Source organism: Novosphingobium kalidii (assembly GCF_040534015.1).
Taxonomy (GTDB): domain Bacteria; phylum Pseudomonadota; class Alphaproteobacteria; order Sphingomonadales; family Sphingomonadaceae; genus Novosphingobium; species Novosphingobium kalidii.
Genome location: NZ_JBEWLY010000001.1, coordinates 103,542 through 123,508 on the forward strand (window position 1 = coordinate 103,542; position 19,967 = coordinate 123,508).

A 19,967-nucleotide genomic window follows, 5' to 3' on the forward strand; every position below is an offset into this window, starting at 1 on the left:
GGGATGCACGGAAGGTCTATGGAGACCCTTGCTTAGGCCCAGAGCCCTGAATGGTGGCAGGGCACATCCCTGCCACCCGGGGTTTCCTCAGCGGTTAGAAGCGGAATCCGACCGTGCCCATCACATTGCGGGGTGCGGCCATGAAGCAATCGCCCCGCGCCAGACAGGAAGCAAAATACCTCTTGTCGAGCAAGTTTGTGGCATTCACCGCAAACCGCCAGTTACCCCAGTCGACTTCGGCCAGAGCATCGACCGTGGTCCGCGCCGGTGTCACGATCGTATAGAGTGTACCGGCAGGTATGGCTGGATTGATGCCGTAAGGATCAAGCGGCCCTCTCGACTTGCTTTTCCCGCTATATACGACACCGGCACCCAGGCGCAGTTGGGCACCGTCCATGACGCCGAAGGTCTTGGTGGACCATGCCGACGCGATATGCCTCGGCATGTAGTTGAGGCTGCTGTTCACCTCGGATCGAAGCTGGTTATAGCCATAGTTGAGAAGCAGTTCGAAGTCATCCGGCAGCGTGTGGCTCGCCTCAACCTCTACGCCCTTCGTGGTCAGTTCGCCGGATTGAGCCGTTACGTTGTTCGGCAGATAGAGTACGCGATTGCGCTCCTTGATGTGAAAGGCCGTTGCCGTCACCAGCGTTGCGGGGGTCGGCTGCCACTTCACTCCGGCCTCGAACTGCGTGCCTGTCTGCGGCTTGAATCCGTCGCCGTCGCTATTTGCGCCAGCGATCGGGAGGAAGCTTTCGGTATAGCTGAAAAATGGAGAGAACCCTGCTCCGATCTCCCCAATGATACCGGCGCGGAAAGTCGTGGCATGATCGGTTGCGCCAGCCGAGGACGTCACCCGATCGCGGCGCGCTCCCAAGACAACTGATACCCGATCGAAGAACCTGATCTGATCTTGTATATAGATGCCAAGTTGCTTCTGCGAGTCAAAGTTGAATGGGCCGGTCGGATCGTACGTGAGCAAGGAGTCATAGTCGATATCGTAGAGATCGACTGTCTCCATAGCGGTTGCGGCCGTACGCTTGCCAACCTTGTTCCAGCTGTAGTCAATTCCCACCAGCATCTTATGCTCGATATTGGCGCCGGTGTTGAATGTGAACTGGACGTTGTTGTCCGTCGAGAAGACATTCATGCGCGCATCGTTGGCATCCACGTACAGGCCAATCGTGCGCCCGTTGCTGCCATACACCTGAAACGGGTTGGCAGGGTATCTGTAGCTGTCGGCGTAGTGTGTGAAGTACTCCAGGTCGCTGTCAATATAGCGCGCCTTCAAGCTGATGCGGACCTTATCCGAGAACGCATGGGTGATAGAGCCGCCCCCCTGGAGCGAGCGGCCGTTGTAGCGATCCCAACCTGGCTTACCCACGAAAGTATAAGGATTCAGCCGCTCGCCGGGATTGGCGGGGTTCGGGCGGAAAGTGCCGACGATCGGCAGGAACTGCGAGGTGGAGCCGGTCTCGTCCTCCTGATAAAGGCCGGTCAGGACCACATCCGTATCAACCGTGGGCTGCCAGCGTATAGAAGGCGCGAACAAGACGCGGTCGTCAGCGACATGGTCGACGAACGTGTCGGCATCACGGACGCGGGCAACGGCTCGGACCGCGAGATTATCACCGAGTGCCAAGTTGATGTCGCCAAGCACTTCCTTGCGGTCATAGCTGCCGTACACCAGGTTCAATTCACCGGCATTCTCGAACTGCGGCGTCTTTGAGACCAAGTTGACGAGACCTCCGATTGAACCCTGCCCGAAAAGAACCGAAGCCGGGCCGCGAACTATCTCTACCCGTGAGAAGTTGTATGGGTCAGACGTGATACTGGCATAAGACGAAAAGATGTCGCGCATGCCATCCCGGAACTGGAGAGCATCGATGCCGCGGATGTTGAAGCCGTCCACTCGGGTGTCGCGACCGTAAGGATTGGCGAGCACGCCGGCCGCGTACTTCACCGTATCGCTGATGTTGATCGCACCTTGCGAGAGGAACTGGTTGGACGTGATGATCGTCACGGGCTGCGGCAACTCGATCAGCGGAGTTTCCGTCTTCGTGCCCGCGTTCGCACCAGTTACGATGATCTCGTCGATGACTTCTTTTCCGGGAGCGCTTTCATTCGCCCACGCCGACTGACAGAGCAACGCGCTTGTAAGCCCAGCCGCAGTGATCAGTTTACCCATGTGAACCCCTTGCCTCCACATCAATCATGTGCGGCCGCTTAGCCTCTTGCGACAGATTAGCAATAGCATATTGCCGCAATGTAGCGGAGGTGCGTGTCCAACGTACCGCCCCGTTTACGGAGCGGTGCAGGAACCTGAGGCCGATCAGCGGTGTTGCAGCAAAAAGGGGATCAAGGTGCCACCCAGATTAGACTTCGATAACAGCTATCTCCGCTTGCCCGAGCGGTTCTCTGCTCGCGTGGCTCCAGCGCCATTTCCTGAGCCGCGCTTGGTCAGGCTGAACACCGAGTTGGCCAGTTCACTCAAATTCGACGTGGATTGGCTGACGAGCGACGAAGGGCTCGCATTTTTGTCGGGGCAGTCGATCCTTGATGGTTCAGAGCCCGCTGCCACCGCATATGCTGGACACCAGTTCGGCAACTTCGTTCCGCAACTTGGCGACGGACGAGCTATCCTCCTGGGAGAACTGCTGGACTGCGAGGGCCGACGGTTCGACATCCAGCTCAAAGGAGGTGGGCGTACGCCCTTTTCCCGCATGGGCGACGGGCGGGCAGCGCTGGGCCCGGTGCTGCGCGAGTACATCGTCAGCGAGTTCATGGCAGCCGCCGGCGTTCCGACCACGCGCGCGCTGGCGGCGCTGACAACGGGCGAGCCTGTCGTGCGAGAGCAGGTTCTGCCCGGCGCGGTACTCGTGCGCGTTGCGTCGAGCCATATCAGAGTCGGGACGTTCCAGTACTTTGCAGCGCGACAAGACGTCGAATCCTTGCAGGCGCTTGCCGACCACGTCCTGTGGCGGCACTATCCCGAGGCGACGACAGCCGAGAACGTCTATCGCTCGCTCCTCGACAGTATCGTTGCGGCGCAGGCCGATCTGATCGCACGGTGGCTGCTGATCGGCTTCATCCATGGCGTCATGAACACGGACAACATGTCTGTCGCCGGCGAGACGATCGACTACGGCCCGTGCGCCTTCATGGACACTTATGATCCGGCCACGGTATTCAGCTCCATCGACCAGTTCGGGCGCTATGCTTATGGCGCCCAGCCACAGATCGGCTTGTGGAATCTCACGCGCCTCGCAGAGACATTGCTCCCGCTGCTTAGCGACAATGAGGGGCAGGCAATCGCTATCGCACAAGAGGCGTTGGACGCCTTCGAGCCTCGTTTCCTTGAGGCGTACCACGCCGGAATGGCGCGCAAGCTGGGCCTCATAGAACAACGGCACGAGGACGCATCACTGGCGAACGACTTCCTGGCCGCAATGATGGAGAACCAGGTCGACTTCACGCTCTTCTTCCGCAATCTCAGCAGCGCGATCCAGCCCGGGATTGGAGACGAGCAAGTGCGCTCACTCTTCGTAGACCCCACTGCCGCCGACACGCTGTTGGAGCGCTGGCGGGCTCGACTGGCAGAGGAGCCACAGGACGCCATCACCAGAAAGGCGGCCATGGATGCATCCAATCCCGCATACATCCCTCGCAATCACAGGATCGAGGAGGTGATCAGAGCCGCCGTTGACAAGGCGGACTTCGCGCCATTCCATGAACTCATGACGTTGCTGTCGCGTCCGTTCGAACTGCAGCCCCAGTATGCGCGTTACGCCACGCCGCCCCTTGAGCACGAGCGCGTGCGCGCCACCTTTTGCGGAACCTGAATGGAAAAGATCGTCAATGGAGCCAGTCTGCAGCCGCTGTCTGGCGCAAGACCCAAGCAGATCGTTCTACTTCTCCACGGCTTCGGATCGTCGGGCAGCGACATGATCTCGCTAGCGCCCGGATGGCAGCACAGCCTACCGGACGCGCTCTTCCTGGCTCCCCACGCACCCCAGCGATGCGGGTTCGGAGCTGGCTATCAATGGTGGGCGCTTTCCGACATTTCCCCACAGGCGCTAGCTGCCGGAGCAGCAAAGGCTGCCCCAGCAATCAATGCGTTCGTCGATCGTAAGCTTAGCCAGTACTCGTTGACCGGAGCGGACCTGGCCATCGTGGGTTTCAGCCAGGGAACGATGATGGCGCTTCACGTTGGGCTACGCAGGGTGCGGCCCGTGGCGGCGATCGTCGGCTACTCGGGCATGCTCACCAGCATCAGCGACCTGAGGCATGAAGAGACTGGCCGCACTCCGATTTTGCTTGTCCATGGCTCCCACGACCAGGTGGTGCCCGTCGCAGCTTTGCACGGCGCAGAGAGCGAGCTGAAGCGTCTTGGGCTCGATGTCTCCACCCATGTCTCGGCCGGTGTGGGGCACAGCGTCGATCCGGTTGGACTGCGACTGGGCCAGGAGTTTGTGACGCGCGCCCTCACCGGCGGTAGTTAACATCTAAGCGACCATCCCGGGCGACCTCCCCAGGCCTCGGTTCGTTTCCCGGCACTTCGCACACGAAAGATGGGAACCCAGTGCATTCTGAGCCGCTAAATCTCCATCAACCTATGGAGACGACCATGCTTGGAAAACTTGTTGGCGGGCTTATCGGCGCCAAGGCAGCAAAGCGTCGCGGTGGCATGAAAGAGCCGGGTGGCGCTTTGATGGGCGCGGCCGCTGTCGCGGTGACACGGCGCTTCGGCCTGCCAGGTATGCTCGCGGCGGCCGCCGGCGGATACGCCCTAAAGCGCTATAACCGGAAGCGCGCTCGCACACCGTATCGAACGAAATAAGCGCGCGACGTAATCCTCCCCACGCCAGCGCCGCAGGGCGCGCTCCTTGGTTTACCCTCAATGAGGAACTGGCGGACGGCCAAGCCGTTGAAGCAGTAAGATTTCCACAAAATCAGGAGAAAGTATGATGACCGAGAAATCCCAAAGCGAACTTTCGCAAGAGGCACTCTCGGCGAAAAAGGCCAGCGAGGACCAGGAGTACCTCGATCGGCAGACTGACACGCCCGATACCGGGGCGGTTCAAGGCCGTAACCCTGACGCACCGGTCGACGGCGCACTCAATGCAGAAGGTCATCGCCCCGTGGTGGAACGCACAAGGAAGGAGCGCTGATGCAAATCCAAGTTAACAGCGACAACACTTCGAAGATCGGTGCCACTACGGTCTCTGACACGGAAGAACGCATTCGCGAGCGCCTGTCTCGCTTCAGCGAGCGGCTGACGCGAGTGGAGGTGCATCTGCGCGATCTGGACGGATCCGATACGGTGACGAGCGAAGGGCTTGAGGCTACACTGGAGGCGCGGCCTGCAGGTCAACAGCCGCTGGCCGTCTCTCACCGCGCGGAGAACGTATCAGAGGCGGTCAATGGCGCCCTGAGCAAGCTCACGTCGCGGCTGGAAAGCAGCTTCGGCAAAGCCGATCGGGTCCGCTAGAGCAGGCGGACTATTCAGGTGCGATAGGCCTACGCTCAAAGCGAGCTATGGCGTGTCGCACCACTTTCTCAAGCGCCTCTTCTGAAAAGAAGCCCCCAGGGATCAGACAATCCTCGACCAGCACGCGACGAAACGCGGCGAAAGTCTCGGGGTCGGGTGCAGTCGGATTCTTCCAGAAAGCGTCAATCCCGCCTTGGAATGTAATGTCCGGCATGTCGTAGATCGCATGCCCTAACGCGACCACCGGAACACCTTTCGCCAACCCCAAAGTTCCGCTGGTGCTGTTTATCGTCACCATGCCTCGTGCGCGCTCCGCGACAGGGACGATATCGCCCGAAGGAAGATAGTCGACCCGATCCTCGACACCAAAGAGGCTAGCCATATCGGCTGTGACCTGCATCCAGTCACGTACGCCGTTGTCGAGCGGATGCTCTTTGACGACAAGCCGGACCTCTTGAGGAGCATGGCGGGCGAACGAATCGATCACCAGCCTCAGCGCGTCAGCGATGCCTGCAAAGGAAGAGTGCAGCCGTATCTGCGCATCGGAGTCGAGTTGCAGAGGGAACAGGAAGTAGGGCTCCGACAAAGCGGCCAGTCTCGCCATCAGTTCCGTGCTTTGACCATCGCGCTGCTTCCGGCGCCGGAGCTTGCGGAACCAGCCCACCCCTTCCACCACCGGATGCCAAGGCCGATGGTTGCTCCAGTGTGGGTAATACCAGCGCGTTAGCACGTCTGCTGCGTTGTAAAGCAGCCCTTCGGTAGCACGTCGACGGAAAGACGACGGAACCTGGGAGTGCGGAGTGATAGGGGGCAGAGCCGCGGCTCTCTCGCGAAACCAGGCAGGGTCGCGGCAAAGCGAGGAGTGACCGTTCACGCCCCCGAGTTCAAGCGTGACCCAATCGGGGCGGATATACCCCTCTTCGAACACATGCACATGGACTCCCACCTCGCGGCAGACTCTCGTCGCCGCCATGTGATGATCCCGGCAGTCGCCGAAGAGCATGACATCGGTGATGCCATGTTCGTGTATCAGGGTTTTCAGTGCATCGGGCCACTCGTGCAGCGAGCCCCGGTAGTCAATCCCGTTGGGTAGGCGCCAGAACAACCGGTCGCCGCCATTGAGGTTGACTTTATAGACCGTGTGCCCGGCCCCCATCAATCCCTGACCCAACCGGCGGAACAACGGTCCCATCAAGCTCTGCAGCAGCAGAACGGCACGCCTCGGGGCCACGCTCGGCTCGATATCCTCAACGCCACGATGATCCGGCGCGGCGGCTACATGTACTGGCATCGGGCAGGACGTGCTCCGTGGTAGCATTCGTATGGACGCGAGGCCGGCGAGTTTTATCTCATGGCCGTGAGCCGGGCATCCGCTCGCCGCGTTAGTCCACCTGCCACCGGCCCGCAAGTCTGCTACGGGTTCGTGACACAGACGTAAGATGACAGCACCGTGTCAGCCGGCTATGAGGCCGTTCCCAGCCGCAAGGGGGATATGGAAGCCGAGCCTAAGCGGACATGGGTAGCCCACGCAGCAGGACAGTGACGTTCCCAGCCATGATATTTGCGGTTTTGCTGGTGAGTGCCGTTCTTCTGGACGGATTAGTGCGCCCCCGGCCAGCCGGCGCTTTCACGTCGCTTGGGCGCAGCAAAGCCGGCATGTGGCTGACCTCCTTGATGATGTCGGCGTTGTTCGGTGCGATTCTTGCCTGTTGCGGCAACGCAGTTGTCTCAGCGGGATTGGCATTGGCCCTGCTTGCCTTCCTGGTCTTGGTCTCCAACGCCAAGAATGCGATGCTCGGTGAACCGCTGCTCTTCTCAGATCTTGCGCTGATCGCCTCCATCTTCCGCCATCCCAAGTTTTATCTGTCTGCAATCACGATCGCGCAGCGTGTTACCGTGGGACTGGCCGCTTTCGTGCTTCTGGGATGCTTGGCCTGGCTCTTCGTTCCCGCATTGCAGGCGCACCTCGCCGGTCTGGCGCTTCTGATCGCCACCCTTAGCGCGCTTGCGATCTCAGTGCGTACTCCCTGGTTCCGCGCGCTCGTCAGCACCCCTGACGCCGAGGGCGATGTTCGCCGGCATGGATTGCTACCGACATTGCTTCTGTATTGGCTGCGCTGGAGGGAGAGTCGCGATCCCGCGCCTTGTCGTGCCGAGATCGGCAGTCCGGCAGCCGCTGCTGCGGAAGTGGTCGTGATCGTTCAGTGCGAGTCTTTTGCTGACCCTGCCGAGCTGTTCAATGACGCCGAGCTTGAACTGCCCGGCCTTTCCGCCGCGCGTGCAAATGCCTGGCAGTGGGGGCAGCTCGATGTCAGCGGCTTCGGCGCCTACACCATGCGGACCGAGTATGCGGTCCTATTCGGGCGAGAGGAGGACGAGCTAGGCTTTCGGCGCTACGACCCCTTTCTCACGGCTCTTGGCGAAACCTCCTATGCTTTGCCAAACCGGTTGAAAAGCGCGGGATGGCGTAGCGTTTTCGTCCATCCTCACGACATGCGCTTCTACAATCGGGACCTAATCATGCCGGCGAGCGGTTTTGCCGAGTTGGTCGGTGAAGAGTTCTTCGCTGCACCGACCCCCGAAGAAGGGCGTTACGTGACCGACGCCGCAGTCGCCGATCAAATCCTGTCTCTTGCGCAAAACGCCCGTAAACCCAGTCTGATCTACGCCGTTACCATAGAAAATCACGGCCCTTGGGCGCCGGATAGCTCATCCACAGGCAACCTAGTGCAAAGCTACCTGCGGCTGGCACGGAACAGTGACGCGATGCTGACTAGACTGCTCAATCGACTCGCAGCCATGAAGCGTCCTACTCTCCTGGCGTTTTTTGGAGATCATCGGCCCAGCATCCCCGGGGCAAGCGTACCGAGAGGGGACCGGCACACGCCCTACGTCATCTTGCGGCTGGACGGATCGGGGCAGATTGCTCGCGGTCCCAATCTGCGGGTAAACCTCACGCCGGCCGGCTTGCACCACTGCCTGCTCGCAATGGCGCTGGGGCAATCGGATACGGACGCGTCGCCAGCTTCTGTCAATGCTGAGGCGGAGTGAGCGAGAGCAGCAGGCGATCGCGCCAGGAAGCGGGCAACAGCCGATCGAGTAACCGCAGCGCGCTGAATGGCCACGGCATGATCGCATGAGCCCTCCCCCGCGCAGCCGCCCCCGCAATGCAAGCCGCAGCCGCTTGTGGCGCCAGCATCAGCGGTTTTGGGCCGGGCACCTGCCGCCCCGCAGGGGTATCGATGAACCCGGGAGAAACCAGCGTCACTTTCACCCCGTGCTCACGTACGCCCAGACGCAAAGCGTCGGCGAAACGCGCGAGACCTGCCTTGCTTCCGGAGTAGGCCGCAGCGAAGGGGAGAGCGTGAAAGGCCGCAGCGGACCCGACAAGGACGATCCGTCCTTCACCCCGCGCGGCCATGCGAGCGGCCAGGGCTGCGGCCAAAGCAGCGGGCGCGACGAAGTTGATCGTGCCCAATCGCGCGACGAGTTCGGGATCTTCCACGTTATCGCCAGCTGCGCGGATGTCCCCCACACCCGACACAAAAAGCGCAAGCTCCAGCGGCAAACTCTCATCTTCCGCCAATAACGCGGCAACCGCTCCCGTTACGTCGCGCAGATCAAGGGAATGGGTCTCAGCGATGGCTCCCGCAGCCCTGCAGTCCTCGGCAACCGCCGCAAGGCGCGCCTTGTCGCGGCCCCACAGTATGAGAGCGACGCCAGGGCGGGCATAGAAACGCGCCAACGCGCTACCGAGACCGCCCGATGCACCGGTTATCAGGATTCGCCGAGGTGAGTAGTGCCGCGTCATGCCGGTGCACCCTTGCAACATGCTCGGACTATCGTCCACTTGCCTGTGATAACGTAACAATTGGCTTGACAGGCGGTGCCCCCTCCTGTTCGAAATCGATCAATGTCACTGCCTAATGCCAGTCCGCAGCGCGTCAGATTGTTCGCTAACGAACGGCTTGAACGGCTTACCGTGATTTCCCCACGTACGTTTGTGCTTGCGTGGGCGGTTTTGCTGCCGCTTATTGCATGGGCGGGCTGGGGCGCGGTCGACGTGGCCGAGGGGGCGGCGCTTATCGCAGCCGGATTGCTGGTGTGGACTCTGTTTGAGTATGCCCTGCACCGCTTCATCTTCCATCTAGATGTCGATGTCCGCCTTGTGAAGTGGTTCGTCTACCTAATTCACGGCAACCATCACGACAGCCCCAACGACCCTCTGCGCAGCCTCATGCCGCTTCCCGCAAGCCTGCCGATCGCCGCTTCTGTATGGGCTGTGTTCGCACTGCTGTTCGAACACCCCGGCACGTGGTTGTTCCTTGGCTTCATGATCGGCTATGTGATTTACGATTTCGTCCACTTTGCTTGCCATCAGTGGCCTATGCGAGGCAAGCTGGGCGCCGCTGTAAAGCGCCACCACATGCGTCACCACTATACCGATACAGGTGGCAACTACGCGATCTCGGCCATCTTCTGGGACGCCGTCTTCGCCAGCAAGATACGCTCGCTAAAGCGCTGATCAGACGATCAATCTAATGCTCGGCAGGTGGCCATCGGAACCCGCCTGATTAAGAGCTGCTTCGATTGACTTGCGCGGCATCGCGTAAAGGGCTGCTTCTCTCTGAATCAAGACTTTATCAGGCAATCGAACCCTTGCGGCCCAACCCCTCTATGGCTTGCGCCACAATGGCGATGTGCTCGTCCCAGGTTGGAGCCTGCCAGGCCGGCAGACGCCGCATCTGGGCGGAGTAATGTTCACCCTGGCATGCGTGGTCGAGAATCATTGCCTGCCAGCGCGGCCCGTCCAGCGGATCGAGGTAGTCGGGCGTCTCGCCACCGACCTCGCGCAGCGCTGGCAGATCGCTGCAGATCACTGGCGTGCCGACCGACAGCGCCTCCGCGACGGGCATCCCGTACCCCTCCGCAAAAGAGGGCATGACCAGCGCACGCGCGCCGCGCAACAGAGCAGCCATTCGCACGTCGGAACACCCGTTCAGCTCTTCGACGTGGTCCTTCAATCCAGGGCAGCGTTCGAGCATATCGATCACCTGCTCGTTCTCCCAGCCCCGGCGGCCAATGATGACGAGCTTTGGAACGCATTCCGGAGAAAGGGTCAGCGCCATGTGCCGCCACAAGTGCAGCAGCAGAAGGTGGTTCTTGCGCGGCTCGATTGTACCGATGCACACGAAGTAAGGCTGCCTATCAGGCGGGTTGAGCGCTAGGCCACTTGCCAGCGGCTCGGTGCCTAGCAAGGCCACGTGCACGGCCACGTCCCGTCCCGTGCGCTCCAGCCAAGGCTGCAACGAGCGCCCCGTTGCGGCGGAGTTCACGATGACGCCATCGGCAAGCTTCGTCACCGTATCGATCCGCTTGCGGTGCTGCAGGTCTCCGGAGACCCGCGCATACTCAGGGTATTCGATCGGGATCAGGTCATGAACCATGCACAGGAAACGCGCCTGCTCTCGTTCAAGTATGCGGCGCACTTTTGCAGTGTTGATCAGGTGATGGGGGGATGACTGAACGTAAACGGCATCCTGCCCACGAGGCGCCATGCGGGACGGCAGCAGCGCCGCGATCCACGGGGCGACCGAGGCGAGCGAGCGCTGCCGCGGATTGTCCTCCTCACGCGCCCATCGGCGTTCCAACTCATCGAGGTAGGCCAAGGCCGACATGCGCGACAGCCGCCCGTAGAGCCCGCTGGGATGGACTGCAGCAAAGGCCAGGTCTTCGCCGTAGTGCCTTAGCAGGCCCCTGGCGTAGGCCATCTCCACCCGGTCCACGCCCGACGGCGTCGAGTGGCGGACGCGGGAGATCAAGCGGGACACGTCAAGAATCACCTGAGGCATTGCTGCTCTCTACCGCCAGCTGGCCATGACCCGCCCCTGCAAACGCCGCAATGGGCCCAGGCATCCCAGCCGATTGGGCGCACGGTCAGTGGCCATTCGGCCAACCAGAACCTCAGGCGGGCATGGCAGTCCCGTCACCGGGTCGAGGTACCTAGGATACAGGATCAGCACTCCCGCGACCAATTCATCGAGGGACAACTTGCGCCCCCTGCGATCAGGCACGCGGCCCAGGTCATGCGTGAGCCCCCAACCAGCATAAAAGGGCGTACCATGACACGCCACCGAGCGCCCCCGCAGCAATGCCTCGAACCCCGTTAGCGAGGTGAGCACATGAACGGCGTCAACGCTGTCGAGCAGCGAGGCAATGCTTGGCTCCCGCACGATGCGGTCGGCCAGTGCCAGAGCTTCGGCGTCAGACACGGCCCCCTTGCGATGCCCAGCGTCTACGTCGGGATGAGGCCGAAACCATATCTCAGCCTCCGGCTCAAGGGCCCGGACGCGTTGCAGGAGTTCAAGGTTCGAGCAAAGACCGCCGCCGCCCGCCAGCACGGACATATCGTCCTCAACTTGAGCAGGCACGAGCACCAGTTTGCGGCCTCTCTGCCGCTCAGGAGGGGGAGCGGCGCTGCCGGCGGCGTACTTGCTGATCCCACCTTCGAGGATCTTCTCTTTGAGTTTGTGCGCTCGCGCCATCAGTCGAGGCGTGAACACCGTCTCGCTGAGAATCTGCTCCAGATCGCTGGGCCGGGAAGGGTCGAAGTGAATGCCTGAGTGATCCACGACCACAGACGAGGGCGGAACCAAATTACTGCCAAGGCCCGTAGAGCGCACAAAGCCGTCCTCAACCCGGACCAACGGCACGTCCTGGCGCCGTGCGCTTTCGATCAGCTCGGGTGACACACGGGAAGGCCAGATCGCCACCGCACCTCCTGCTCGCTTCGCCTGCGCTACGGCGGTCCTCGGGCGGAAAACCATGCGAAGCGGTCGCTGCGGCGACCAAAGGAGCCGGCGGATCTCGGTTCTCTTCCACCACGCCATGCCGCAGGCGACCGCTATCAAGCGATTGGATTCCAGCATGCGGCGCCAATCGCTCAGCAAATCTATCGTGGCGTCTACGGACGCGACCGCTCCTGTGAACGGATCAAGGTAAGTGGCATTGGCGAGGACGCGCCCCACGTTGGCAACGAGGGCTTCAGCCTCGTGCCCCGGTGAGCCGTAGTGCCCGCGCGAGAGAACACGAACCGGGATGCCCAAAATGCTGGCGATCGCGATCCACTCGTCATCACCGTGCGCTAAGAGGCACTCCGCGCCCGGCAGCACCGACCATGGATCGACGGGACCACACCACTCCCCTCCCCGGTTCGCCAGCACCCGCTCAACAAAGCCCTTCTCGCGCTTGGCTGCAGGAATGACCCAGAGCGCGAGGCGGCGGTCTACTGGTTCCAGTTCATCCAGAAGCAGGCACATGTCATCGGCGTCGCGCGGACGCAGGACTGTGCCGCCGCAGCGTGCAGCGCGAATGGGGCTGTCCCAGAACGCGCCGCCCACCTTTGCAGAGCGTATTCGCTCCAAGATCGAGGAGAGGTCATGTTCCTCCACGGACGAACGCTCGCCACTGCATAGCGGGCGCGACATCGCGGCATCGGCCCAGGGAAATGGTGGCGCTCGCAGCAAAGGGACAGCGGTCACGGCCGCTTTCCCCAGACCGGCGCCCAAAGCGCCCCATCTGCAGCTCGATCGATAACTCCAAAGCTCCCCGTGGGTAGCTTCAGCCTTGCCATTCCTTCTATCCCCGCCCTGAGCGCCGGATCGGCAAGCAAGGCATAACGCGCCGCTCCGTTGCTGGTGACGATCAGCACAGGGCCTGCTGGCTCTTGTCCGAACAGAGCGCGCCATGCTTCTTGCCGCGCATCCGCATCGACAATCCAGCCGGGCGGCGGCTCTGCCCGCTCGTCCCATGCGGCGAGAGCGTCCTCTCCGATCCGGGCCTGCACCGCCTCTTCGGGCTGATTCTCGTCAGGACCATGGTCGATCTCACGCAACCATGAGCAGACCTCGACTGCGGGAGCGTCTCGCTGGTGCTGCAAGATAAGCCGCGCGGTCTCGGAAGTGCGGACTAGAGGAGAGGTAAGCACCCGGTCGAAGCGCCAGCCAAGCTCGGCGAAGTACATGCCCAGCGCTTCAGCCTGCAGCACTCCCCGTTCCGTAAGGGGCAGGTCGGTACGCCAGCCGATGCGGCGTGGAGGCTCCCCTGCATCGAACGTGTTGCCGTGACGGACAACGACGAAAAGCGGCGCCTTCATCGCTGCCGAACGGGAAAAGAATCGCCCAGCCGCGATATGGCATCCTCTGCCAAAGCCAAGTCTGAGGGAGTGTCGATCCCGGACAGGGCATGTTCCGGCGGGTCGACTTCGACAGTGGCAATGGTTCGCCCACTTTCGAGGAAGCGAAGCTGCTCAAGTCCCTCCAGGCATTCATAAGGGGTGGGTTCGGCCGATGCGAACCATTCCAGAGCCGCCATGCGGTACCCGTAAAGGCCAAGATGCTGCCAAACGGGCGAGAGCGGTTGAGCCCGCAATTCTGCTTCGCCCCGAATCGCTGGTAGGATGGACTTCGAGAACCAGAGCGCGCGTCCATCAGCCCCTCGCACGCAAGTGGTCCCGCTGAACGGAGCTGTCACCTTGTGGGCGCGCAAACGCTCCAAACGATCCCAGTCAAGCCGATAAACCGGCGTTGCCACATCGGCATTGCCTTCGCGCAGTGTCCTCATCAGGCCTGCGACGACGGCAGGAGAGATAAACGGCGCATCTCCTTGAAGATTGATCACCAAACCCGGTGCTGAAGACCGCATCCGTGCCGCGGCATGCGCACGGGCCGAGCCGGAGTCGAGTTCGTCACTGGTCAACGCCACATCTACGCCCAGGTCACGGGCATGGTCGGCGATGCGGGCATCATCCGTCGCCACCACAACGTCGCAGTGCTCTGCCTGCTCAGCCGCAGCGCAAGCAACTGCTGTTACGCGCTCGAGCAGCGTGCGGCCAGCGAGCTTCAGCAGCGGCTTGCCCGGGAGACGCGTGGAGCCGAAGCGCGCCGGCACGACGATCAGATCAGCTGGCAGAGTTATCGAGGAGGAGGACACAGGAGTGCGTCTATCAGGCCACCCCTCGCCTGACGATATCGTGCATGTGGACGATGCCAACCAACTTGCGGTCGTCGACGACGAACAGCACCGAGACGGCGTTCTCGTTCATCACCCGAAGCGCTTCGGATGCGAGTGTATTCGGACCAACGGTGACGGGGTTCACCGTCATATGCAGGCCGATGTTGTCGGAGAGGTCATAGACCGCGATGCAGCGGCGCAAGTCGCCGTCGGTGAATGCACCCACGAGAACTTCGTTTTCATCCACGACGGCCGTGCATCCATACCGCTTGCGGCTCATCTCGATTGTCGCGCTGGTCAGCGAAGCGTCACGTCCGACACGCGGCACCGCCTCTCCCGTGCCCATGATCTCACCGATGGTGCAGAGGCGTGCACCCAGGCTGCCGCGCGGATGGAACGTGTGGAAATCCGAAGCCGTGAAGCCGCGGGCCTGGATCAGGGCCACCGCGAGCGCATCGCCTAGCACCAGCTGAAGCGTTGTGGTGGAAGTGGGCGCCAGTTCGTAAGGGCAAGCCTCGCGAACCGAGGGCATGGTCAGACAGATATCCGCAGCGCGAGCCGCGGTGCTGTTAGCGTCCGACGTCGCCACGATCAGCGTGACGCGCGCGCTGCGACAATAATTGAGAATGTCGTTGAGCTCGCTTGTCTCGCCCGACCAGGTGATGGCCAGCACCACGTCCGAAGAGGTGATGACGCCAAGGTCTCCATGGCTGGCTTCGCCGGGGTGCAGGTATAGCGCCGCAGTACCGGTGGACCGCATCGTTGCCGCAATTTTGCCCGCGATGTGGCCGCTCTTGCCCATTCCGGTGACAATAACCCGGCCCGGTGTTGTCGCAATAGCCTGGATGGCGCGGTCGATTGCCGCTCCGAGTTCCGGTGCCTGCAGGGCGCACCGCAACGCTTCCAGCGCCTGGACTTCGACATCCAGCGTATTCAGCACCGAAGCGGAATACCGCGTTGGGACGACATCAGTTTTCATATCACCCTGAAACAACGTTGTTTTGGTTACTTGGGCCACTCCCAAGAGAACTCGATAGATGACGGAGGGTTGCCAGCCCCAACATTCCCGGTCAAGGCAAGCCCCTATTCTCCAAAACAGGGGCCTTACTGAACGTGCTGTCGATAATCCAGCTGATTTGGACCTCGGGCGAGGCACGTGAAGGAGGCAACCGATGATACTCTGCGGACGGGACATCGGTGCTAGCGCGCCATTGTTCGTTATTGCCGGCCCATGCGTCATCGAAAGCGAGGACATGACCTTGTCTGTCGCGGAGACGCTCGCAAGACTGGCGCAGAAGCTCGGCCTCTTTCTGATCTTCAAAAGCTCGTTTGACAAGGCCAACCGCAGTTCACACCGCTCCTTCCGGGGGCCAGGCGTGGACGAAGGGCTGCGCATCCTGGAGAAAGTGCGTGAGCAAACAGGCCTTCCGGTTCTGACGGACGTGCATGAACCATCCCAGGTCGCATCGGCGGCAGAGGTCGTCGATGTCCTACAGACACCTGCCTTTCTGGCGCGACAGACCGACTTCATCGCCGCCGTCGCGGCGTCGGGCAAGCCGGTCAACATCAAGAAGGCGCAGTTCATGGCTCCGACTGATATGAGCCAGGTGGTCGCCAAGGCGCGCCACGCGGCCACAGCGGCCGGACATGACCCGGACGCCTTTCTGCTTTGCGACCGCGGGACGTCGTTCGGTTACAACAACCTTGTGTCGGACATGCGGGGCCTGGCCATCATGGCCGAGAACGGATGCCCTGTGGTGTTCGACGCGACTCATTCCGTCCAGTTGCCGGGAGGGCTGGGCGAGCGTTCAGGTGGGCAGCGCGAGTACGTGCCCGTCCTGGCGCGAGCGGCGGCGGGCGCGGGCGTGGCCGGTATATTCATGGAGACTCATCCCGATCCGGATAAAGCCCTGTCAGACGGCGCAAACGCTTGGCCGCTGAACCAGCTCGAACCTCTGCTGATCCGGCTGCAGGCGATTGACGCGGCGGTGAAGGCTAACTAGCTAGATCGACCGTCCTCTCAGCCACTCACCGAAAATCAGGCCGGGCTTGCTGAGTATGGCCTTCGCGACGGTAACAAGGATGCCTGTGCACCCGCGCATCAAAACTGCTTTTCTAGCGCCGCTTTACGTCGCGCAACTCGTCACGTCAGCCAAAAGCTTTCTCGATAATCCGGTGATAGGCTCGGCGCGCTTGAACCGTCGGGGGCTCCACGTCGGCCGCGTCAAACTGGCCGCCGCACTGTGTACCTGGCGTCGCAAGCGGCTCTCGCGCCGCGTGCCGGCAGAGTGGCGAGAGGCGTTCGACCGCGACGGCTTCGTCGTCATTCGCGACGTGCTCCCCCCGCACGAGTTTGCCGCGATGCGCGATGCGATCCTTTCGTACCAAGGGCCTGCGCGCGAAATGCGGCAGGGGGACGCCATCACGCGTAGGCTCGCTGTTGATCCCGCCATGCTGCATCGCGTCCCGCTCCTCGACGCCCTGCTGCAGCGGCAGGATTTGAACGCGCTGTTCCATTACGTTGCGAGCTTCCAAACGACCCCGCTCCACTACATCCAGACGATTGTCAGTCGCGAGGGTCAGAATGAGCCCGACCCCCAAGAAACGCTGCACGCGGACAGCTTCCACTCCTCGCTGAAAGCCTGGCTTTTCCTCAACCCCGTCGCGGCACACGAGGGACCGTTCACCTACGTCCGCGGATCGCACCGGCTCACGCGGGAACGTCTCGACTGGGAACACCGGCGCAGCCTTAGGAATCCGACTTCCATCGACCGGCTTTCCGCCCGGGGCTCGCCGCGAGTGACCTCCGAGGATCTGACGGACATGAACCTTCCTGAACCTGAAGGGCTGGCGGTTCCGGGCAACACGCTGGTCGTCGCCGACACTATGGGGTTTCACGCTCGGGGCACCTCAGAACACTCAGGTGAGCGCGTCGAAATCTGGTCCTATGCGCGCCGAAACCCGTACCTGCCCTGGCTTGGGGGAGACCTGCTCAGCTTGCCCGGTCTGGCGGAGCGACGAGTCGGGTGGCTCTGGTCTTTTCGCGACCGGTACGAAAGCTTACTGGGTCAACCATGGCGTGCTGTTGGGACGCGCAGCCCAATGGACCATCCAAACCTTGATTCCGGCCGCCCGTAGCACCCTCGCAGGGTAGCCGGTTGCAAGTCCATGGGGCCCTCGCCCGCACGCCACATCGTTATTGCGAGTGACTTGCAAAATCTTCACCAAGAGGTATTGATAGGGCGCGTCGGTGCCCAGCGCGCCGTGTGCGCCAGAATCAGCTTGAAGTAGCAAGGCCAGTGGGATGACACCGACAACTCGCCGATGGACACGCATCGCCTTTGCCGGACCTGGCGCTGTGATAGTCGCGATCGTGACCATGGCGGGCATGGCGCTGTGGCTACCCGGAGGCGCAGCTGGCGTGGACAATCTCGTCCTGCCCCTCATCCTCGTTCCCCTGATCTGGGCTGCGCTCTTCTTCCATGCATGTCTGGATCGCAACCTGACGCGAGTCACGGCGGTGGCGCTCGGCCTGCTCGTCATCCACGGTGGCCTGATCGCCAACAAGTTCATGCAGACCGACCCAGCGAATCAGGAGAACCACCGATGATCGCGCTCCCGAAGCAAGAGACCAAGCTGATGGTCGCGGTCCACGGCTGGTCGGGGATCGTGCTCGGGCTCCTGCTCTATGCAGTGGTGCTTACCGGCACCGCGGCGGTTTTTGCCGAGGAGATCGGCATCTGGTCAGGCGGGCATGTCGCCACGCAGTCGGCCTTCGAAAGGCCCATTGCCAGTCACGTGCAAAAGCTGGGGGCGGATACGCCCGCGGAATATCGCGAGGCTGTGGACCTGTTCGAAACCGGAGACCACGATCTCGGCATGTTCTTCCACCGCCACGAAATGGAAGCCGGCATGCCCATCAGCCGGGGCTGGTTCTATCTGGTAGGCGCCGACGGAGCAGTGAAAGAGCGCAGCTTCGGCACCAACGAGGACGTGTTCGGCCCCCGTAACGACAATGCCTTCAGCAGCTTCCTCGTCGAAACTCACGTGCGTCTGCACGTCCCCAGTCCCTACGGCCTGATCCTCACAGGCGTGCTGGGCCTGGCCATGCTGGTCGCGGCGATTTCGGGGCTGCTGATCCACCGGCACCTGTTCAAAGACATCTTCACGCTGCGCCGCGGCGCAAAGCCCGTGCTGCTGAACAGGGACCGCCATAGCGTAGCGGGAACCTGGAGCCTGCCTTTCGCCTTCATCCTGGCGTTCACCGGCAGCTTTTTCTCCTTCTTTGGAACGATCGGCGTACCGATCGTGGCCATGGCAGCGTTCGGCGGCGATGTGGAGGCCTTGAACGAAAGCGTCTTCGGCAACCCTGGCACGCCCGACGCGCGCCCCACCCCCACTGCAGGGCTGGACCGCATAACCATCGACGCAATCCGGCGCGCTGGTGCCGTGCCGACATTTGCCGCGATCGAGAACTTCGGCCGCGCTGATGCGAAGGTCACGACCTACCACCCGCCGGCAAGCGGCGACATCGCGCCAATAAGCCTCGTCTACAACGGCGCCGATGGCACGTTTGACGCCCAAAAGCCGCTCATCGGTCCGCGCCCGTCGGTAGGTGGGACTCTGGCCGCTATCATGTCGCCCCTGCACTTTGGCAATTTCGCTGGGATCGTTTCCAAGGCGATCTGGTTCGGGCTGGGCTTCGCGATGTGCTACGTCACTTACACCGGATTGCGCCTTTGGCTGGTGCGACGCGAGGCCGGTTCGCGCTCGCTGGACTGGCTGGACCGCTCGCTGGTGATCGTGGGCCTTGGCCTGCCCCTCGCCCTACTTGGCTCCGGAGTGGCATTCCTCCTGACAATGCCTCTTGAGACGGCAACGTTCTGGACCCCGGCCGGCTTTATGATTGCTTCTGCCGCTGTGATCGCCGCAGGCGCGCTTTGGCGCTCAGCCGCGTCTTTCGCGCAAGCACTGACCGCCCTCACGGGCGTTGTCATGCTTGCTCTACCGATATTGCGCCTGCTGATGGGAGGTCCAGGTTGGGTCAATGCGCTGGAGGCAGGGCAGTGGGTTATCCCCACCGTCGATCTGGCACTCATAGTAGCAGGCGGTGCATTGGTCCGGCGCTTGCGCTTCCTTGAAAAGAGCGATGCGGATATCACGCCCGTAATGCAGGCGGCGGAGTGATGAGCATCCTCGCCCTCGCCTCGCTTGCTGCCTCCTCTGCCGTGATCGCGCTGTTGTGCCTGACCGACCCAAAGCGACGGCGCGCTTTGGGACTTCAGGCAGCCACGAACAACTCTGCCCACCGCGGTCTGGTGGTCTGCGCTGCCATATTGCCGGGCTTGATTCTTGCCGTAGCCGGCGACGCTGCCGCCTTTCTGTTGTGGCTGGGCGGCTGTGCCGTCATCGGCTGGCTGATTACGACCGCCAACTCGGCACACAGGGAACGCAGGTAGGCAGCTCC

The 19,967-nt window shown here is 62.0% G+C and carries 20 protein-coding genes; 12 read left to right on the top strand and 8 right to left on the bottom strand.

Annotated elements, in window-relative coordinates:
* Positions 1-94 precede the first annotated feature (94 nt).
* Positions 95-2,185: a TonB-dependent siderophore receptor gene (locus ABVV53_RS00535; protein WP_353982363.1), complete on the bottom strand. Its 2,091-nt coding sequence runs from the start codon at positions 2,183-2,185 to the stop codon at positions 95-97.
* A 175-nt stretch (positions 2,186-2,360) separates the two neighbouring features.
* Here ABVV53_RS00535 and ABVV53_RS00540 point away from each other — a divergent pair, with 175 nt between their 5' ends.
* The 5 genes from ABVV53_RS00540 (at position 2,361) to ABVV53_RS00560 (ending at position 5,488) form a co-directional block, all read left to right on the top strand.
* Positions 2,361-3,839 carry a protein adenylyltransferase SelO gene (locus ABVV53_RS00540; protein WP_353982364.1) on the top strand — a complete coding sequence of 493 codons (1,479 nt, stop codon included), beginning with the start codon at positions 2,361-2,363 and terminating at the stop codon, positions 3,837-3,839.
* Positions 3,840-4,499, top strand: a complete 660-nt coding sequence (locus ABVV53_RS00545) for an alpha/beta hydrolase (RefSeq protein ID WP_353982365.1) — start codon at positions 3,840-3,842, stop codon at positions 4,497-4,499.
* A gap of 125 nt (positions 4,500-4,624) precedes the next feature.
* Positions 4,625-4,837 carry a hypothetical protein gene (locus ABVV53_RS00550; RefSeq protein ID WP_353982366.1) on the top strand — a complete coding sequence of 71 codons (213 nt, stop codon included), beginning with the start codon at positions 4,625-4,627 and terminating at the stop codon, positions 4,835-4,837.
* A gap of 127 nt (positions 4,838-4,964) precedes the next feature.
* A complete protein-coding gene (locus ABVV53_RS00555) occupies positions 4,965-5,168 on the top strand; it encodes a hypothetical protein (RefSeq protein ID WP_353982367.1) in 204 nt (67 codons plus the stop codon).
* On the top strand, positions 5,168-5,488 hold the full coding sequence (locus ABVV53_RS00560; RefSeq protein ID WP_353982368.1) for an HPF/RaiA family ribosome-associated protein: 321 nt from the start codon (positions 5,168-5,170) through the stop codon (positions 5,486-5,488). The genes ABVV53_RS00555 and ABVV53_RS00560 overlap by 1 nt, the downstream gene beginning before the upstream one ends.
* Before the next feature lie 10 nt (positions 5,489-5,498).
* On the opposite strand, the gene ABVV53_RS00565 is transcribed toward ABVV53_RS00560, so the two are convergent.
* A complete protein-coding gene (locus ABVV53_RS00565; RefSeq protein WP_353982369.1) occupies positions 5,499-6,779 on the bottom strand; it encodes a capsule biosynthesis protein in 1,281 nt (426 codons plus the stop codon).
* A 365-nt stretch (positions 6,780-7,144) separates the two neighbouring features.
* Between ABVV53_RS00565 and ABVV53_RS00570 the strand changes: the two genes are divergently transcribed.
* Entirely contained in the window at positions 7,145-8,539 is a 1,395-nt protein-coding gene (locus ABVV53_RS00570; protein WP_353982370.1) for an LTA synthase family protein, read from the top strand.
* Here ABVV53_RS00570 and ABVV53_RS00575 read toward each other — a convergent pair.
* Positions 8,520-9,299 (bottom strand): SDR family NAD(P)-dependent oxidoreductase, encoded by a 780-nt coding sequence (locus ABVV53_RS00575; RefSeq protein ID WP_353982371.1) that lies wholly within the window; start codon positions 9,297-9,299, stop codon positions 8,520-8,522. The two genes, ABVV53_RS00570 and ABVV53_RS00575, sit on opposite strands and share 20 nt — an antisense overlap.
* A gap of 102 nt (positions 9,300-9,401) precedes the next feature.
* On the opposite strand from ABVV53_RS00575, the gene ABVV53_RS00580 reads away from it, so the two are divergent.
* The gene (locus ABVV53_RS00580) at positions 9,402-10,013 is read left to right on the top strand and encodes a sterol desaturase family protein (protein WP_353982372.1); all 612 of its coding nucleotides are present in this window, start codon (positions 9,402-9,404) and stop codon (positions 10,011-10,013) included.
* 118 nt (positions 10,014-10,131) lie between these two features.
* Here the strand turns inward: ABVV53_RS00580 and ABVV53_RS00585 are convergent, their stop codons facing one another.
* From ABVV53_RS00585 to ABVV53_RS00605, 5 genes are read right to left on the bottom strand one after another with little or no spacing between them, the layout of a single operon-like run.
* Complete coding sequence (locus ABVV53_RS00585; protein WP_353982373.1) at positions 10,132-11,340, bottom strand: glycosyltransferase family 4 protein; 1,209 nt, start codon at positions 11,338-11,340, stop codon at positions 10,132-10,134.
* Positions 11,341-11,349: 9 nt separating this feature from the next.
* Complete coding sequence (locus ABVV53_RS00590; protein WP_353982374.1) at positions 11,350-13,029, bottom strand: capsular polysaccharide export protein, LipB/KpsS family; 1,680 nt, start codon at positions 13,027-13,029, stop codon at positions 11,350-11,352.
* Positions 13,026-13,643: a histidine phosphatase family protein gene (locus ABVV53_RS00595; protein WP_353982375.1), complete on the bottom strand. Its 618-nt coding sequence runs from the start codon at positions 13,641-13,643 to the stop codon at positions 13,026-13,028. The genes ABVV53_RS00590 and ABVV53_RS00595 overlap by 4 nt, the downstream gene beginning before the upstream one ends.
* On the bottom strand, positions 13,640-14,479 hold the full coding sequence (locus ABVV53_RS00600; RefSeq protein ID WP_353982376.1) for a 3-deoxy-manno-octulosonate cytidylyltransferase family protein: 840 nt from the start codon (positions 14,477-14,479) through the stop codon (positions 13,640-13,642). Before ABVV53_RS00600 ends, ABVV53_RS00595 begins: the two co-directional genes overlap by 4 nt.
* Positions 14,480-14,492: 13 nt before the next feature.
* Positions 14,493-15,479, bottom strand: coding sequence for a KpsF/GutQ family sugar-phosphate isomerase (locus ABVV53_RS00605; protein ID WP_353982377.1), 987 nt, complete (start codon positions 15,477-15,479; stop codon positions 14,493-14,495).
* A gap of 193 nt (positions 15,480-15,672) precedes the next feature.
* Between ABVV53_RS00605 and kdsA the strand changes: the two genes are divergently transcribed.
* From kdsA to ABVV53_RS00630, 5 genes are all read left to right on the top strand, one after another.
* Positions 15,673-16,503, top strand: coding sequence for a 3-deoxy-8-phosphooctulonate synthase (gene kdsA, locus ABVV53_RS00610; RefSeq protein ID WP_353982378.1), 831 nt, complete (start codon positions 15,673-15,675; stop codon positions 16,501-16,503).
* 79 nt (positions 16,504-16,582) lie between these two features.
* The gene (locus ABVV53_RS00615) at positions 16,583-17,638 is read left to right on the top strand and encodes a phytanoyl-CoA dioxygenase family protein (RefSeq protein ID WP_353982379.1); all 1,056 of its coding nucleotides are present in this window, start codon (positions 16,583-16,585) and stop codon (positions 17,636-17,638) included.
* 166 nt (positions 17,639-17,804) lie between these two features.
* The gene (locus ABVV53_RS00620; protein WP_353982380.1) at positions 17,805-18,110 is read left to right on the top strand and encodes a hypothetical protein; all 306 of its coding nucleotides are present in this window, start codon (positions 17,805-17,807) and stop codon (positions 18,108-18,110) included.
* Positions 18,107-19,687, top strand: a complete 1,581-nt coding sequence (locus tag ABVV53_RS00625; RefSeq protein WP_353982381.1) for a PepSY-associated TM helix domain-containing protein — start codon at positions 18,107-18,109, stop codon at positions 19,685-19,687. The genes ABVV53_RS00620 and ABVV53_RS00625 overlap by 4 nt, the downstream gene beginning before the upstream one ends.
* The gene (locus ABVV53_RS00630; RefSeq protein ID WP_353982382.1) at positions 19,687-19,959 is read left to right on the top strand and encodes a hypothetical protein; all 273 of its coding nucleotides are present in this window, start codon (positions 19,687-19,689) and stop codon (positions 19,957-19,959) included. Before ABVV53_RS00625 ends, ABVV53_RS00630 begins: the two co-directional genes overlap by 1 nt.
* The last annotated feature ends 8 nt before the right edge of the window (positions 19,960-19,967 follow it).

Excerpts from the sequence above, each read along its gene's own strand:
- ABVV53_RS00535 (WP_353982363.1), bottom strand. The coding sequence starts at position 2,185 with ATGGGTAAACTGATCACTGCGGCTGGGCTTACAAGCGCGTTGCTCTGT.
- ABVV53_RS00545 (WP_353982365.1), top strand. The coding sequence starts at position 3,840 with ATGGAAAAGATCGTCAATGGAGCCAGTCTGCAGCCGCTGTCTGGCGCA.
- ABVV53_RS00550 (WP_353982366.1), top strand. The coding sequence starts at position 4,625 with ATGCTTGGAAAACTTGTTGGCGGGCTTATCGGCGCCAAGGCAGCAAAG.
- ABVV53_RS00555 (WP_353982367.1), top strand. The coding sequence starts at position 4,965 with ATGACCGAGAAATCCCAAAGCGAACTTTCGCAAGAGGCACTCTCGGCG.
- ABVV53_RS00560 (WP_353982368.1), top strand. The coding sequence starts at position 5,168 with ATGCAAATCCAAGTTAACAGCGACAACACTTCGAAGATCGGTGCCACT.
- ABVV53_RS00565 (WP_353982369.1), bottom strand. The coding sequence starts at position 6,779 with ATGCCAGTACATGTAGCCGCCGCGCCGGATCATCGTGGCGTTGAGGAT.
- ABVV53_RS00570 (WP_353982370.1), top strand. The coding sequence starts at position 7,145 with ATGTGGCTGACCTCCTTGATGATGTCGGCGTTGTTCGGTGCGATTCTT.
- ABVV53_RS00575 (WP_353982371.1), bottom strand. The coding sequence starts at position 9,299 with ATGACGCGGCACTACTCACCTCGGCGAATCCTGATAACCGGTGCATCG.
- ABVV53_RS00580 (WP_353982372.1), top strand. The coding sequence starts at position 9,402 with ATGTCACTGCCTAATGCCAGTCCGCAGCGCGTCAGATTGTTCGCTAAC.
- ABVV53_RS00585 (WP_353982373.1), bottom strand. The coding sequence starts at position 11,340 with ATGCCTCAGGTGATTCTTGACGTGTCCCGCTTGATCTCCCGCGTCCGC.
- ABVV53_RS00595 (WP_353982375.1), bottom strand. The coding sequence starts at position 13,643 with ATGAAGGCGCCGCTTTTCGTCGTTGTCCGTCACGGCAACACGTTCGAT.
- ABVV53_RS00605 (WP_353982377.1), bottom strand. The coding sequence starts at position 15,479 with ATGAAAACTGATGTCGTCCCAACGCGGTATTCCGCTTCGGTGCTGAAT.
- kdsA (WP_353982378.1), top strand. The coding sequence starts at position 15,673 with ATGATACTCTGCGGACGGGACATCGGTGCTAGCGCGCCATTGTTCGTT.
- ABVV53_RS00615 (WP_353982379.1), top strand. The coding sequence starts at position 16,583 with ATGCCTGTGCACCCGCGCATCAAAACTGCTTTTCTAGCGCCGCTTTAC.
- ABVV53_RS00620 (WP_353982380.1), top strand. The coding sequence starts at position 17,805 with ATGACACCGACAACTCGCCGATGGACACGCATCGCCTTTGCCGGACCT.
- ABVV53_RS00625 (WP_353982381.1), top strand. The coding sequence starts at position 18,107 with ATGATCGCGCTCCCGAAGCAAGAGACCAAGCTGATGGTCGCGGTCCAC.
- ABVV53_RS00630 (WP_353982382.1), top strand. The coding sequence starts at position 19,687 with ATGAGCATCCTCGCCCTCGCCTCGCTTGCTGCCTCCTCTGCCGTGATC.